The sequence below is a fragment of the Klebsiella sp. RIT-PI-d genome, assembly GCF_001187865.1.
GTDB lineage: Bacteria > Pseudomonadota > Gammaproteobacteria > Enterobacterales > Enterobacteriaceae > Superficieibacter.
In genome coordinates, this window is sequence record NZ_LGIT01000009.1 from 1,124,153 (window position 1) to 1,137,569 (window position 13,417).

General features: G+C 48.9%; 16 protein-coding genes. 9 read left to right on the top strand and 7 right to left on the bottom strand.

Annotation, left to right across the window (positions count from 1 at the left end; translation table 11 throughout):
* The first annotated feature begins 119 nt into the window (after positions 1-119).
* The 7 genes from AC791_RS11740 (at position 120) to AC791_RS11770 (ending at position 6,015) form a co-directional block, all read left to right on the top strand.
* Positions 120-701 (top strand): TerD family protein, encoded by a 582-nt coding sequence (locus tag AC791_RS11740; RefSeq protein ID WP_049840618.1) that lies wholly within the window; start codon positions 120-122, stop codon positions 699-701.
* Positions 701-1,876 (top strand): TerD family protein, encoded by a 1,176-nt coding sequence (locus AC791_RS11745; protein WP_049840619.1) that lies wholly within the window; start codon positions 701-703, stop codon positions 1,874-1,876. Before AC791_RS11740 ends, AC791_RS11745 begins: the two co-directional genes overlap by 1 nt.
* Before the next feature lie 22 nt (positions 1,877-1,898).
* A complete protein-coding gene (locus AC791_RS11750) occupies positions 1,899-2,354 on the top strand; it encodes a tellurite resistance TerB family protein (protein WP_049841613.1) in 456 nt (151 codons plus the stop codon).
* 21 nt (positions 2,355-2,375) lie between these two features.
* Positions 2,376-3,407 carry a TerC/Alx family metal homeostasis membrane protein gene (locus AC791_RS11755; protein WP_049840620.1) on the top strand — a complete coding sequence of 344 codons (1,032 nt, stop codon included), beginning with the start codon at positions 2,376-2,378 and terminating at the stop codon, positions 3,405-3,407.
* A gap of 36 nt (positions 3,408-3,443) precedes the next feature.
* The gene (terD, locus tag AC791_RS11760; protein ID WP_049840621.1) at positions 3,444-4,022 is read left to right on the top strand and encodes a tellurium resistance membrane protein TerD; all 579 of its coding nucleotides are present in this window, start codon (positions 3,444-3,446) and stop codon (positions 4,020-4,022) included.
* A gap of 61 nt (positions 4,023-4,083) precedes the next feature.
* Positions 4,084-4,659: a TerD family protein gene (locus AC791_RS11765; protein ID WP_049840622.1), complete on the top strand. Its 576-nt coding sequence runs from the start codon at positions 4,084-4,086 to the stop codon at positions 4,657-4,659.
* Positions 4,660-4,773: 114 nt separating this feature from the next.
* Positions 4,774-6,015: a vWA domain-containing protein gene (locus AC791_RS11770; RefSeq protein ID WP_049840623.1), complete on the top strand. Its 1,242-nt coding sequence runs from the start codon at positions 4,774-4,776 to the stop codon at positions 6,013-6,015.
* A gap of 41 nt (positions 6,016-6,056) precedes the next feature.
* On the opposite strand, the gene AC791_RS11775 is transcribed toward AC791_RS11770, so the two are convergent.
* From AC791_RS11775 to ycgZ, 4 genes are all read right to left on the bottom strand, one after another.
* Positions 6,057-6,719 (bottom strand): HAD family hydrolase, encoded by a 663-nt coding sequence (locus AC791_RS11775; RefSeq protein WP_049840624.1) that lies wholly within the window; start codon positions 6,717-6,719, stop codon positions 6,057-6,059.
* Between the two features lie 194 nt (positions 6,720-6,913).
* Positions 6,914-7,180, bottom strand: a complete 267-nt coding sequence (locus tag AC791_RS11780) for a biofilm development regulator YmgB/AriR family protein (protein ID WP_049841614.1) — start codon at positions 7,178-7,180, stop codon at positions 6,914-6,916.
* Between the two features lie 51 nt (positions 7,181-7,231).
* A complete protein-coding gene (locus AC791_RS11785) occupies positions 7,232-7,525 on the bottom strand; it encodes a hypothetical protein (protein ID WP_049840625.1) in 294 nt (97 codons plus the stop codon).
* 159 nt (positions 7,526-7,684) lie between these two features.
* A complete protein-coding gene (ycgZ, locus tag AC791_RS11790) occupies positions 7,685-7,924 on the bottom strand; it encodes a regulatory protein YcgZ (RefSeq protein ID WP_049840626.1) in 240 nt (79 codons plus the stop codon).
* Between the two features lie 331 nt (positions 7,925-8,255).
* Between ycgZ and AC791_RS11795 the strand changes: the two genes are divergently transcribed.
* Together AC791_RS11795 and AC791_RS11800 are read left to right on the top strand one after the other, a co-directional pair.
* Positions 8,256-9,476, top strand: coding sequence for a diguanylate phosphodiesterase (locus AC791_RS11795; RefSeq protein WP_049840627.1), 1,221 nt, complete (start codon positions 8,256-8,258; stop codon positions 9,474-9,476).
* A gap of 183 nt (positions 9,477-9,659) precedes the next feature.
* Positions 9,660-10,391, top strand: coding sequence for a MerR family transcriptional regulator (locus AC791_RS11800; protein WP_049840628.1), 732 nt, complete (start codon positions 9,660-9,662; stop codon positions 10,389-10,391).
* 66 nt (positions 10,392-10,457) lie between these two features.
* Here AC791_RS11800 and AC791_RS11805 read toward each other — a convergent pair whose 3' ends face one another.
* From AC791_RS11805 to AC791_RS11815, 3 genes are all read right to left on the bottom strand, one after another.
* The gene (locus AC791_RS11805) at positions 10,458-11,783 is read right to left on the bottom strand and encodes a glycoside hydrolase family 10 protein (protein WP_049841615.1); all 1,326 of its coding nucleotides are present in this window, start codon (positions 11,781-11,783) and stop codon (positions 10,458-10,460) included.
* Positions 11,784-11,968: 185 nt separating this feature from the next.
* The gene (locus AC791_RS11810) at positions 11,969-12,241 is read right to left on the bottom strand and encodes a VF530 family DNA-binding protein (protein WP_049840629.1); all 273 of its coding nucleotides are present in this window, start codon (positions 12,239-12,241) and stop codon (positions 11,969-11,971) included.
* A gap of 138 nt (positions 12,242-12,379) precedes the next feature.
* The gene (locus tag AC791_RS11815; RefSeq protein WP_049840630.1) at positions 12,380-13,315 is read right to left on the bottom strand and encodes a LysR substrate-binding domain-containing protein; all 936 of its coding nucleotides are present in this window, start codon (positions 13,313-13,315) and stop codon (positions 12,380-12,382) included.
* Between the last annotated feature and the right edge of the window lie 102 nt (positions 13,316-13,417).

Consider the following 13,417-nt stretch of genomic DNA (forward strand, 5'->3'; position numbering starts at 1 on the left):
TAAGCTGAACTTTCATCGAAATTTACCTTGTGAGTGAACTACATCATGATATGATTTTTTAAACGCCAGGTTTTCAACGCTGGTATGTCGCGCCGGTCAATCCTCATTAAGGAAAATATATGGTCTCTTTAAGTAAAAATCAGACAGTGTCGCTCAGTAAAGAATCCTCTTCACTCAGCCAGCTTAAGTTTGGACTTGGCTGGGACCCGATTAAGAAAAAAGGATTTTTAGGTGGCTTACTGGGCGGCTCAGGCGAAATAGACCTTGATGCAAGCTGTATTCTTCTCGACGCCAATGGCAATAAAATCGATACCATTTGGTTCCGTCAGCTTAATTCCCGCTGTGGGTCTGTGATGCATAGCGGTGATAACCTGACGGGCGAGGGCGATGGCGATGATGAAGTGATCAACGTCAATCTGACAAAACTTCCTGCACAAGCCGAATATCTGGCCTTTACCGTTAACAGCTTTCGCGGTCAAACCTTCAATGAGGTGCAGAATGCGTTCTGTCGCGTTGTCGACCAGAACAATAAAGAGCTGGCGCGCTACGAGCTCTCAGAGCAGGGTAGCCACACCGGTATCCTGATTGCTTCTCTGCGTCGCAATGGTGGCAGCTGGGACTTCACCGCGCTGGGTAATGCCTGCCGTGGGCGAACAATTGATGACATGCTGCCAGAAGTTGTGGCTACGGTGGTGCGCTAATGAATTTAAGCCCTGGAGGTAATATTTCCGTTCCAGCCGCCGAGCTACGCGTGCGTATTGCTGCGGGTTCTTCCGTCGATACCTCTGCTTTCCGCCTGTATGCTGACGGCAAAGTGAAAGGCGACCCGGATATGGTTTTCTACGGTCAGCCACGTAATGATGATGGAACAATTAGCCTGATGAATGACGGTAATAGCACCACTTTTACCGTTAATCTCAATAGCCTGAAAGCAGACGTGCAGAAAGTCGCTTTCACGGTAACCTGCGACGGCGCACAGAAGGTTTCAGGGCTGGGCAGTTTGTCGATTCAGGTTGACCATGCAGGTGCATCAGTCGCCAGCGGCAACGTTGATCTTAACGGCCGCGCAGAAGCCGCATTGATTTTGGGTGAGCTATATCGACGTAACGGAGAGTGGAAATTCCGTTTTATTTCTCAGGGCTTTAACGGCGGACTTAAACCGCTGGCCGAGCACTTTGGCGTTGATATTGCTGATTCCCCGACGCCAGCGCCCACTTCGGCTTCTGCGTCAACACCACCTGCGCCGCCCGCGCCGCCGGTGAATAAAATAAGCCTGAGTAAAGTATCGTTAACCAAAGAAAAACCGGCAATCAGCCTGGCCAAACGGGACAACTTTGGTGAAATTCGCATTAATCTCAACTGGCACCGGGGCAGTAAATCATCCGGGGGGCTATTGGGCATGTTTGGCGGCGATAAGGGCGTAGACCTCGATCTCGGGGCTTTTATCAGACTTCGCGACGGGCAGAAAACCATCGTTCAGGCGCTGGGGAATATGTTTGGCTCTTATCATTCACAGCCGTTTGTCCAGCTTCAGGGCGACGATCGCACGGGTGACGTCAGCGATGGTGAGTGGATACATATTAATGGGCGTGAATGGCAAAACATCAGTGAAGTTCTGATTTATACCTTTATTTATCAGGGTGCTGCCAGCTGGGATAAAACCGATGGCGTGGTTACCCTGCACGTACCTGAGCAGCCGCCGATTGAAACCCGCCTGACAGAAGGCGATAACAAACGCACGCTGTGCGCGATTGCCCGTCTGGTGAATGAAAACGGTGCCATCAAGATTGAGCGTATTAATCAGTTCTTTAAGGGACAACAGGAGTTGGACCGTGCATTCGGCTGGGACTTTCGCTGGACTACCGGCTCTAAATAATGTGAATGATGAGGATAAAAAAATGAGTTTTTTCAATAAAGTTAAAGGCGCATTTAATAGCAGCCGTGAAGAACTGACTAAGCAGGTAAGTCGATTCAAAAATAAAAAATTCATGCAGGGGACGGTTGCCGTCTGTGCCCGCATCGCCGTAGCCAGCGATGGCGTAAGTGCGGAAGAAAAGCAAAAGATGATTGGTTTTCTGAAATCATCTGATGAGTTGAAAGTGTTTGATACCTCAGAGGTTATCGACTTCTTCAACAAACTGATTTCGAGTTTTGACTTTGATATGGAAATCGGAAAAGGCGAAACAATGAAATATATTCTGGCTCTGAAAGATCAGCCTGAAGCCGCGCAGTTAGCGATTCGGGTAGGGATCGCCGTCGGCAAAAGCGATGGTAATTTCGATCCTGATGAGCAGAAAGCCGTTCGTGAAATTGCCATCGCGCTGGGCTTTGAGCCTGCCGAATTTGGCCTCTGATTTTTCTGCAAAGGGTAAAACATGGTTTCTACACATATCGGATTTCCGGCTGAAACGGTTATTGTATTTGTTGTACTGGCGGTCGGTGCCATCTTTATTGACCTTTTCATGCATCGCCATGATAAGCCAATCTCGCTGAAGAGTGCGGCATTGTGGTCTGTTTTCTGGGTCATTGTGGCAATGGCTTTTGCGGGTTTCCTGTACGTGCATCACGGTGCAGAAGTCGCGAGCCTGTTCGTTACCGGTTATGCGCTTGAAAAAGTGCTCTCCGTCGATAACCTGTTCGTGATGATGGCTATTTTCTCGTGGTTCTCTGTGCCCGACCGCTATCGCCATCGTGTACTGTACTGGGGGATCGTAGGCGCCATTGTCTTCAGGGGGATCTTTGTTGCCATCGGTACGGGCTTACTGTCCCTGGGGCCATACGTCGAACTGATCTTTGCGGTTATCGTGGCGTGGACAGCGGTTATGATGTTGAAAAGCGGCGGTGATGAAGATGAGGTCGAAGATTATTCACAGCATCTTGCCTATCGTATGGTCAGACGCTTCTTCCCCATCTGGCCAAAGCTATCCGGTCATGCTTTCCTGTTGACGCAGAAAGAAGTGGATGCAGAACTGGCTAAACCGGAAAACAAAGACGTTGTAGTGGGTCGAGTGAAAAAGGCTGCGCTGTATGCGACGCCGCTGATGCTGTGCGTTGCCGTCGTTGAACTCTCTGATGTGATGTTTGCATTTGACTCTGTTCCGGCGATTATCGCGGTCAGCCGTGAACCGCTGATTGTGTACAGTGCGATGATGTTTGCTATCCTCGGCCTGCGTACGCTGTATTTTGTACTGGAAGCCCTGAAACAGTATTTGACGCATCTGGAAAAAGCGGTAATCGTGCTGCTGTTCTTTATCGCGGTCAAACTGGGGCTGAATGCAACCGATCATATCTGGCATCATGGCTACAGCCTCTCCGCGACAACCAGCCTGATTGTTGTTCTGGTGGTACTGGCTATCGGGATCATCGCCAGCGTGTTGTTCCCGGAAAAAGCAGATGCTGAGAAATAACTTTTATCTTACAAATGTAACCAGTGAGGATTCTGTATGAGCGTTTCTCTTTCTAAAGGCGGTAATGTCTCTCTGAGCAAAACTGCACCTTCAATGAAAAATGTCCTGATTGGTCTTGGCTGGGATGCCCGCTCTACCGATGGTCAGGATTTTGACCTGGATGCGTCCGCATTTCTGCTTGGACAAAATGGCAAAGTGCGCGGTGACGCTGACTTTATTTTTTACAACAACCTGAAATCAGCCGATGGTTCTGTAACCCACACCGGTGACAACCGTACCGGCGAAGGCGACGGTGATGATGAATCGCTGATCGTTAAACTGGATACCGTTCCGGCAGACGTTGATAAAGTCATTTTTGTGGTCACTATTCATGACGCTCAGGCTCGCCGTCAGAGCTTTGGTCAGGTTTCAGGTGCCTTTATTCGTCTGGTTAACAACGACAACCAAACGGAAGTGGCGCGTTACGATCTGACTGAAGATGCATCTACTGAAACTGCGATGCTGTTTGGCGAACTTTATCGTCACAACACGGAGTGGAAATTCCGTGCAGTAGGTCAGGGTTATGCTGGCGGTCTGGCATCGGTTTGTGCGCAGTACGGCATTAACGCATCCTGATTGATAATCCTTATAACCGGAGCTGCGTACGCAGCTCCCTCATTAACAGCAGGAGCTAAAAATGGCAGTTTCTCTCGTAAAAGGCGGTAACGTATCCCTTACTAAAGAAGCACCAACCATGAACATTGCCATGGTCGGTCTTGGATGGGATGCGCGCGTAACGGATGGTCAGGATTTTGACCTGGATGCATCAGTTTTCATGGTTGGCGAGGATGGCAAAGTGCTGTCCGATGGTCATTTTGTTTTCTTTAACAACAAACTAAGCCCGTGTGGTGCAGTAGAGCACCAGGGCGATAACCGTACCGGCGCTGGCGATGGTGACGATGAGCAGATCAAAATTGAGCTGGCTAAAGTAGACACCAACGTTAAAAAACTGGTTTTTGCGGTCACCATTTATGAAGCAGAAGCCCGTAAGCAAAATTTTGGTATGGTAAGCAACAGCTTCATGCGCGTTTACAACAACGACAACGGCACTGAAATTGCCCGTTTCGATCTGTCTGAAGATGCGTCTACCGAAACCGCAATGATCTTTGGTGAATTGTATCGCCACGGTAATGAATGGAAATTCAAAGCCGTAGGTCAGGGTTTTGCCGGCGGTCTGGGCGCGCTGGCCTCTCAACACGGTGTTAATATCTAATCGCGTTTTAAAAGCCCGGCTTCTGCCGGGCTTTTCTGTTGTCCACAAAAATTAGCGCCATTTGCGTTTCCCGAAGTGCTCTGCTTTTTGTCGGCAAATGAGAAAGGAACGTTTATGCAACTTCAGGCAGGACAAAACATTGTCATTACTACTTCCGAAGTGACTCTCAGACTCAATTATCAGACACACTCTTCATTTCATAGCGACATTTATCCTTCCGCTTTCTTGCTGGATGAAAACGGCAAGGTGACGCAAGATGCTGACTTTATCTTCTTTAATAATCTTCAGTCATCAGAAGGGGCGGTTCGCATGGATTTCTCTCCTGGCCGTGCCGGATTTTATCTGCGTTTACAGGGCGTACCCGCCCGTATCCAAAAAATTGCCCTGACGGTAGCGATCGACGGTGATAATACCCTGGGGCATTTAGCTCAGTTATCAATGACCGCTGACAATATGGCGCAGTTCGATGTTGAGGTTCACCATCGTCAGGAAAAAGCGCTGATTGTGGCGGAAGTTTATCGCTATAAGGGACAGTGGAAACTGAAAGCGATCGGCCAGGGCTTTAATGGTGGGCTGGAACCGCTGGCCTTAAACTATGGCGTCGATGTCGCAGCGCCTGCTGCGGCTGAACCCGCTGCGGCCAAAATAAGCCTCGAGAAAAAATTGCAGGACAAAGCACCACGTCTGGTCAGCCTTGCAAAGAATGCGACTGTCAGTCTTGAGAAGCATAAGCTTGCATCACTACAGGCCAGGGTTGCATTTGTCCTGGATGCGTCAGGATCAATGAAAGGGCAGTTTAAAAAGGGCCACGTTCAGTCCGTTCTCGACAGAATTGCGGTTCTCTCCGTCCAGTTCGATGACGATGGTTCGATGGATGTCTGGGGTTTTGCACAGCGGCATAAAAAATATCCCGACGTCACGCTGGATAATCTTAATGATTATATCGCCCATATTCAGAGCCTTTCTCGTGCCTCATGGCTGGAAAATCTTCCCGGCCTCGGGGGACTGAATAATGAACCGCCGGTAATGAATGAAATTATCGATTTTTATCGTGGAAGTAAGCTGCCTGTATTTGTGGTATTTATCACGGACGGTGGTATCAGCAAAACCCGGGAAATAAAAGAAGCCATCCGTCGCTCCGCTGAAGAACCCATCTTCTGGAAATTCGTCGGCCTTGGCGGCTCGAGTTATGGCATCCTGGAAGATCTGGACACCTTTACCCAACGCAAAATTGATAATAGCCATTTCTTCGCTATTGATGACTTTGCAAAAATGAAAGACGATAAGCTGTATGATTTATTGCTGGAAGAGTTTCGGGCCTGGTACGATAACGCTAAATCATTGCATATTCTTTAAGAATACCGCCCCGTTATGGGGCGATATAGCGCCGAATGCTGTTAGCTCTGATGGTTGGCTTTAAGCATTTCAAGCGGTGACTTACGCCGTTTCCATGCCGGATGAAAATGACGCCAGTGCGCATCTCTCGCCGCGGTAAGCAGTTCGTAGTCGCCGCGGGTATCGCCCCAGGCACGCAAATGATAATCGGCTAGCGACCCATAAACGCTTTCCAGGCGGTTAATTTTCTGGACGCACCGGCAGTTGTGGCCGCTGATCCTGCCGGTCAACTTGCCATTCTTAACCTCGAGCTGAGTGCCGATAAGCTTGATCCCAAGCTTGTCAGCAAAAGGCTGAAGAACCAGCTCGGGGGAGGCGGAGCATAACGTCACTTCGGCACCGGATACACGCTCGGATGCAACCGCCACCAATCCACTGGTCCGCATTAATCGATCCCAGTACAGCTGACAAAAGGTTTCTGCTTTCGCACGCACCCATTTTTCATCAATGTCGGTCAGAAAGGTGGTAATCAACACTTCTTTTAGCTCATCACGGGTCAGCTTGCGGCGCATACAACGAAGCGCGGGCAGGGTCATTTTGGCAATCTTACGCACAAAATAACGGTTGCCGAACGCATAGCGGAGAAAGGGAATGAAGCTATCGTGACGCGTAAGGGTTCCATCAAAATCAAAGACCGACAGAACATTGGCGTGTGTAGTTTCCATAACGACGTTTGACTCTCAATGATAGGTACAGGTATCAAAGGTCCTGAAGAAAGACTTCTGACCTTAGCGATGATTTGTACATCATCTCAAATTTTTAGGGGCTAAGCATCGTTTAAATGATGGAAGGATGAGACACAGAATGGATCCGAAGCGCAGTGTCATCATGCGCTCCGGACAGGAACTGGAGAGGCGTATCAGAGATCGTCCATGGTGTGATCGACAATAATTTCCAGCGTCTTGCGAATAATATTGCCCGTTTCTACATCATGAGTAGCATCAAGAAAGGCGATCAGTTTTTGTATAATCGCTTTGTTAGATAGCTCACCATGAGAAGCCATAATACTTCTGATTGCCATGCCCAGTATCGCAGATTCTTCTAACAGCCGGTCACCGGAATTGCGGAAATACCGAGTCAGCGCCATGGTGGGCAAATGTTCGTATCCCTCTGATTCCTCAAGCATGGTCTGGCTCATGTCAATACTCCGCGAATAGTGTTACGCCGGTTAAGGCTATTAATGATTTTTACGTTGCCCACGCATCTGACTCGAGCCAAAAAGCGAATGAACATTATCATCATCCCACTTAGAGGATTCATTGCGCGTATTATTGCGTACCGGCGCATTACTAATTTCATTAATAATACCGGTAATAAGGTCCCGTCGTTGACTGTTTGATTCACCAGACTCCATTGAACGCAGTCGGCTAATCAGCGCCTGGGTATTAATCGGACTATTGTCGACCAGTAAAGATAATACCGCTTCGCCAATAAGTTCGTCTGTCAGTTGTTCTATTTCACTTCTTTTCATAACTGTATCTCTAATCGCCCGGGCTTTCTGGCCAGGAAGCAAGGCTTAAAGTCAGTTCACTGCTGGAAGAGGTCCGCTGGAAATTGCCGGTCCTTTGTGAAGCATGCAATCTTTCTCCCGTTCGAATTGACCTGGATAAAAGGACATCGGTAGCAAAGATTAGCGGCTAAATAACAGGCCAATCAGCGTATGGTAATGGCTTTCCTCTTCTGCACCCCTGGCGGTCTCAAGGCGTTTAAGCAATTTTGTACAAATTGCTTTACGGTTGAGGTTACGCCCGTCCATCAGAATTTCCCGTACGATTTCGCCCAGTGTCTCCTGCTGAGTTGGCAGGACCGCTTTATTGAAATAACGGGCAATGGCATTAGCGCTATCCGGAAGGTAACCGTTCTGCTGCATATGTCACTCCTGTAAGATTAGTGTTCGCATCAAGTTCAGCTAAAGTTATACAAGTTTGAGAAAGTTGTACATAGTTAATTGTACAAATATTAAAAAATATAACTTATTTTTAACTTAATTGTTAAATTACAACACGTTAAAAAATAGCCCGCATGCAACAATGTTTTGCTATGTATAGGTTAACGGTTAAGTCGCACGTTTTTTTGTACATTTGACGCCGAGGACTGCAATTTTTGTCATATCAAAGTGTGCCAAATGATGAAGTATCACGGGATCCCTCATCGTGTATCTGCTAGTGTGACAGTTCATTCATCCGGCATATGAGATTTTCATGCTCACCACTATCATTTACCGCAGTCACTTCTGCGATAACGTTCCTTATAAAGCGCTGGAGGAGATGGTTGCTGCGGCTAACGATAAGAACAGCCATGCAGGGGTCACCGGCATTTTACTGTTTAATGGCACCCACTTTTTCCAGCTACTGGAAGGGCCTGAAGAGAGTGTTTCCGCTATCTATCGTCACATCTGTGAGGATGATCGCCACTACAATGTCGTTGAGCTTTTACGTGACTACTCGCCATCGCGACGTTTCGGTAAGTCAGGGATGGAAATATTTGATTTGCGCGAGCATGACAGGGATGAAGTGCTACAAGTGGTTCTCGATAAGGGTACCTCGAAATACCAGCTGATCTATGATGACCGTGCACTTCAGTTTTTCCGCACCTTCGTTGAAGCGCGGGAAAAAGAGAACTATTTCGAAATTCCTGCGGATGATTCCTGGGACTTCGTCTCGGACGGTAATACCTTGCTGCCGCAAGGCGCGAAGATTGAATCCGTAGCGAATTGTAGCTTCGCATTCCAGCCGACCATCGACCCTCTGGCTCAGGAAATTGTTTCTCTTGAAGCACTGATCCGCACGCCAGACGGCGATTCGGCGCAGGCGTATTTTGCCTCTCTGAGCGGTGATGATATTTATCACGCCGACCTGCAGAGTAAGAAAGTGGCATTTGCGATGGCGGCCGCGCTAAATCTGGGAGAACAGACGCTGACCGTCAATTTACAACCCATGACGCTGGTCAATGTCCCTGATGCCGTTAACTTTCTTTTAACCGAAATTGAGCTTAATGGTCTGGTTCCCGAACAGATTATTGTCGATTTCACTGAAAAAGAGATTATTTCCCGCATTGATGAATTTACTGACGGCGTCAGGCAGTTAAAAGCAGCGGGTATTCGCGTTGCCATTGACCACTTTGGTTCAGGTTTTGCCGGGCTTTCTTTACTTGCCCAATTCCAGCCAGACCGGATTAAAATCAATCGCGACCTGATCAAGGATGTACACAAAAGTGGGCCGCGTCAGGCTATAGTTCAGGCCATTATCAAATGCTGTACATCGCTGGAGATTTCCATCACTGCCGTTGGCGTAGAGAAGGCAGAAGAGTGGATGTGGCTGGAGTCAGCCGGTATTTCCCTTTTCCAGGGCTACCTCTTTGCCAGACCTGAACTGGGCGTTGTTCCTGCTGTCTCCTGGCCGGAAAAGAAAACCAGTTTCTAACGTGCGACAGGTTTCGAAAAACTGCTGCTGATGTTCATCATCAGCAGCTTTTTTATGGGTTTTGGTCCAGCAGCATGTCTGGATCCAACCATCACTCGATATTTTTGAAATTAAAACTTGTACAACTAATGCGGAGTTGTTAGCTTAAACTTGTACATACCGGTTTAAAGTATGAGAGTGTAAATGGCTTTTTACAGCATTGGTGATGTGGCTGAACGATGTGGGATTAACCCCGTTACATTACGTGCCTGGCAACGGCGTTACGGTCTACTTAAACCTCAGCGTAGCATAGGCGGACATCGTCAGTTTGATGAAGATGATATTCAGCGTATTGTCGAAATTAAACGCTGGGTGGACAGTGGTGTACCCGTAGGTAAGGTAAAAGCGTTACTGGAGCAGGACGAGGTTGCCAATCATGACAGCTGGACCCTGTTGCAGGAAGAGATGATGAGCATACTGCGTCATGTTCAGCCCGTTAGTCTTCGTGCAAAAATAGTGGATATTGGACGAAAACATTCGGCGGAAAACCTTATCGACAACGTTTTCGTTCCCGTTCGCCAGAAGCTGAGTCTCGATCAGCATACCGCGAGAACCATGTGTAGTCTTCTGGATGGGATGCTTATTGATTACGCCGTAACGTGTCTTTCTGAAGCACGTAAAAAAGAGGGCAAAGAGGCGTTACTTATCGGTTGGGGAAGTGACGACCACACCCGGCTTTGGCTGGAAGGATGGCGTCTGTCACAGCAGGGCTGGCATATTACCGTTTTAGCAGAACCGCTGGATTCTCCACGGCCGGAACTTTTTCCCGGACAGCAAATTTTTTTATGGTCAGGCAAAGCGTTGTCAAGACGACAACATGAGCAATTAGCTCACTGGCAGGAGCAGGGCTTTGCCATTACTTACCACGGTATTTAAAGCGCTGTGCACCTTTGCACAGCGCTTTATTGTTTACCGACCTGTAAAAACGACAAGTATGATCTGTTAATTACCCCAGCGGCGTTTTAAATACGAAACGGCCTCCCGAGTCTGGGGCTGGTTTAAATAACTTTCCCGAAATAAGATTGTGCCGTTAATTTGAGGGTTAGCTTCATTCAGATCGAGCTGTTTCTTTAATTCCGGGACGCCACCGCCTACCGTCCAGTCGGGTTCTTTCCTGGATGGCTCGCCTATCTTGTATAGAGCAATTCCAATATAGAGCCGCGTATTGGTCGATTTAACGACATCCGCCCACCAGTTAGCGAGAACATCATAGCGGGCGGCACTGCGGGAAAACGGCCAGTACAGTTGCGGTGCAATATAATCCAGTAATCCCTGCTGAACCCAGCGTCGGGTATCGGCATAGGACTCATCATACGTCGCTGCGCCACGCGTATCGGACCCGGCCGGATCAAACGATTTATTGCGCCAGACGCCTGCGGGGCTGACGCCAAATTCAACCTCCGGCTTCAGTTGCTTAATTGAACGTGAAACTTGCTCAATAAGTTGCTCAGTATTGTGACGCCGCCAGTCGGCTTTCGAAGCAAAATGCTGGCCATACTGGCGGAAAGTCGCGCTATCGTTAAGCGTCGCGCCGGGTGACTCAGTGTAAAAATAATCGTCGAACTGAACGCCATCCACCGGATAACGAGCAACGACTTCCGCCACAATACTGGTTATCCAGTCCCGGACTTCCGGTATCCCCGGATCGAGAACATAGCGATCGCCCGAGGTTCTGATCCACTCCCTGTGCAGCACAAAAACACTCGCAGGTCGCAGCGGTAACGTTCGGTTAAGTTCCGCTTCGGTGCCGGGTTTCAGGTTGACGGAAACCCGATAAGGGTTAAACCAGGCGTGAACTTTCATTCCGCGTTTATGCGCTTCATCCAGCATAAACTGGAGCGGATCGTAACCCGGATCCTGGCCTATCTTACCGGTCAGCATATCCGACCACGGTAAAATTTTAGACGGCCACAGGGCGGTGCCATCAGGTTTTACCTGAAAAAATACGGTGTTAATTCCGAGGTCTTTCAACTGATCGAGCTTATCTATTAGTGCTTTTTGTTGCTGGCTGTTGCGACCGACGGCGCTACTGGCGTTAATCGAGTTAACCGGTGGCCAGTCGAGACGGGAGACTGTCGCCAGCCAGATACCACGCACCGGTTCAGAGTTTTGCTGAGACTTATCCGCCAGCGGATGTTTAGTCACCGGAGGAAGCGGTGTAATAACGGATTGTGAGGTTTTCGACGAGCAGCCCGCCAGAAAAAGCGCACCGCAAATCAGAATGGTTAATCGTTTAGCTAAAAGAGTGCGACGAAAATGGGCGACCATGCGCGATCCGATAATGTCAGTTTTAATAATCAGGCTATTAAGCCTCTGGCGCATGAAAGTTACAAGTCGTATTGTGAGGAAAAGGGGCGAGGGGCAATACAGACTTTTCTCTTATTAAGCTAATAGCAGGCACGGTAAAAGTGACACCGTCACTTTTATGAGATGTTAGATGTCACTTTGAAGCATTATCGTACTTTACTGCGGCTATTTGCCCACGGATCGGCAGGTGCCTGCTGAGCATCCTGCAACGAATCCAGATATAGCGCTTCAACCTCAGCGCGGGCCCAGGGCGTGCGGCGCAGAAATTTTAGACTCGACTTAACGCTGGGATCGCTTTTGAAACAGTTGATGTTGATAAGCTGTCCAAGCTTCACCCAGCCATAATGGGCAACTAACGCGTTAATTTGCATTTCAAGCGTAATGCCGTGAAGAGGATCAGTAGAGTGGTGCTTAGTCATAGCGGGTCCGGGTCTGTTTGAAGCGAGTTAACAGGGCAGAAGAAGGGTACAAGAAAGTGCGTGTAGCAGCAAACGGATAACGTCATACCCGGTTCGCTGAGCACAACACGATCGTACGGCATCCGGGCCTGCATAACCTCAGCCGTCCACGTTTTTGTGCAGCCGTAACCAGCGGTGCAGCTGTTTACCTTCTTCAGTCATCTCGCTGTCCTGGCGCACGCAGAGGTAGTAATGCCGCCCGTCGTCAATCGGTAGATCAAATAGCTTCACCAGCTCGCCGCTTTCGAGATAAGGCGCGATTAACGGCTCGCGCATCATCGCGCAGCCCAGTCCCGCCTGAACGGCAGCAAGCGTTAGCAAACCGTCTTCAAACAGGGGGCCGCTTAGCCTCGCGGGTCGACGCACGTTCTGCTGCAAAAACCATTGCTGCCAGGTGGCGCGTTCTTCGTCATGCAGCAGCGGCATCTGCTGTAGCTGTTCAGGAGTATCGATATGCCCATGCAGGCGCAAAAACGCGCGGCTGGCAACAGGAACCATTCGGCCGGAAATAAGCTGTTCACTTTGATAGCCTGCCCACTGACCATTTCCGAAGCGGATGGACATATCCGAGGCGTCGCTGAGGTAATTACGGTGGTTAGCATATACGACGTTGATTTCCGTTTGCGGGTTGTCCCGCACAAAGGCAGGCAGACGAGGAATAAACCAGCCCATACCAAAAAGAGGGATCAGACTGATTGTCACCTGCCGGGTCTGCACTTGTTCAACCAGATGTTCCGTCGCCTGACGCAGTACGTTAAACGCGGCGCGAATGGAGCGGTAATAGTCCCGACCCTGCTGGCTCAGAATCAGCCGCCGTCCGTGGCGCTCCGTCAGAGCAATCTGCAAAAAATTTTCCAGCACTCGTAGCTGATGGCTCACTGCCGAAGGCGAAATGGCCAGTTCCTGGGCCGCAAGCGTAACGCTCCCCGTGCGGGCAATAGCTTCAAAAGTACGTACTGCACGCAGTGGAGGGTCGTTGTGCAGCGTGCCGTTGGCGGCTGATGATGACGTCAACGTTTGTTCTGTTTTTCTCATATGTTGATTTCCGTAAAGCGAATATATGTAGCCTGATATTTAAAATTTTATAAATATCAACAATATATATAGCATCATAATTATCATAAGAAATAATATATC